The organism is Moraxella sp. K127 (assembly GCF_015223095.1).
In the GTDB taxonomy this organism is placed as follows: domain Bacteria; phylum Pseudomonadota; class Gammaproteobacteria; order Pseudomonadales; family Moraxellaceae; genus Moraxella.
In genome coordinates this window covers 1-1,276 of sequence record NZ_JADFBZ010000097.1, presented here as the reverse complement: position 1 = coordinate 1,276, position 1,276 = coordinate 1, and the positions used below count along the sequence as shown (strand labels likewise).

Sequence of the window (1,276 nt, the reverse complement as noted above, 5' to 3'; positions counted from 1 at the left end):
AAAAGGGGAAAGGGGGAATGAAGTTAATGAAGCACGACTTCTAAGCGACTAAAACCTGACGCAGGATAGATGGCATGGTCAAAGTAGTCGTCAGACGCAGGGCGAATCTTGCTTACCTGCTCTGCCAAGCATTCTACCAATAGCCCCAGTTCAAGCTGTGCCAATGGCTTACCAGGGCAGACATGAACGCCATGTCCATAGACCAGATTATTAGCTTGGTTGCGGTGTAGTTCAAAACTGTCCGCTTGATGAAAGGCTTTGGGGTCACGGTTGGCGGACTGCCAGTTAATCGTGATTTTGGCGTCTTTGGGGATGTCCACGCCATGTAGAGTGACAGGGCAGGTGGTGCGTCGTCTGTTGGTGATGAGCGGGTCGTGTAAACGCAGTATTTCTAGGACGGCATTATCAATGTCTTGGGGGTTGGCTTTGAGATGAATCAAGACATCAGGATGATGAATAAAAAATTCAAAAATAATCCCGACCGCTGACGACATGGTGGACAGTTCACCCACCGTCCAGTTGCGAATGAGTGAGATAAGCTCTTCATCGCTCATCACTCGCTCGCCTTGTGGTAACATGACCACGTCGTTCATCAGTTCAAAGGTCACATCATCAGGGCGTTTTGTCCGTTTGTCATCCAAAATCGCCTTGATATAACTGTCAAATTCTAAGGCGACACTGGCAATCTCATCCCGATTTTGGCTCAGTGTGGCTTTGCGGTTTTTCTCAATCCATGCGTTTAATGGTGCTTCGGTCTCATCGCCCCAGCCCATAAAGGCATTTTGTAGCTTGACGGCATAAGTTTTGGCAAACTCTGCCATGACATCAATGGGCTGACCCTTGGGCAGTTGGCTCACTAAGCTGTCAATCAACTCCTTGGCGATGGGGTGAAATGTCGCCATGCGGTCAGCGGTAAAATATTTATCATTAATCGCACGAAACGCCGTATGAACAGGTGCGTCCATGCCGTTTGGCACAGCGATATGGCGGTCTGAGACGTGATTGGAAAATATCGCAGGGTCGTTTAGAATGTGCATGACATCAGCATGAGAAAACACGCTATAACCGAACTTATCATCATGGGCGATGGGACAGCGTGCTCGCATGTCGTCATAAGCACGACGCTGATTTTTCTGAACTTGTTCATCATCAGATTGCCAGTTGATGGAAGTGGACATAAATTATCCTTGGGCGGTGAATGGTCTTGCCATTGTAATCAACGCATGACAATCCTGCTATTAGCCCTTGGGGGTAGGGTGTGATGGTTTGTCAAAAA

Annotated in this window: 1 protein-coding gene; it reads right to left on the bottom strand. The window is 48.1% G+C overall.

Annotation, left to right across the window (positions count from 1 at the left end; all coding sequences use genetic code 11):
• Positions 1–23: 23 nt before the first annotated feature.
• Complete coding sequence (locus IM753_RS12750) at positions 24–1,178, bottom strand: cytochrome P450 (protein WP_065254898.1); 1,155 nt, start codon at positions 1,176–1,178, stop codon at positions 24–26.
• Positions 1,179–1,276: the final 98 nt, after the last annotated feature.

Bases quoted from the DNA above. Each gene is read 5' to 3' on its own strand.
- IM753_RS12750 (WP_065254898.1), bottom strand. From the start codon at position 1,178: ATGTCCACTTCCATCAACTGGCAATCTGATGATGAACAAGTTCAGAAA.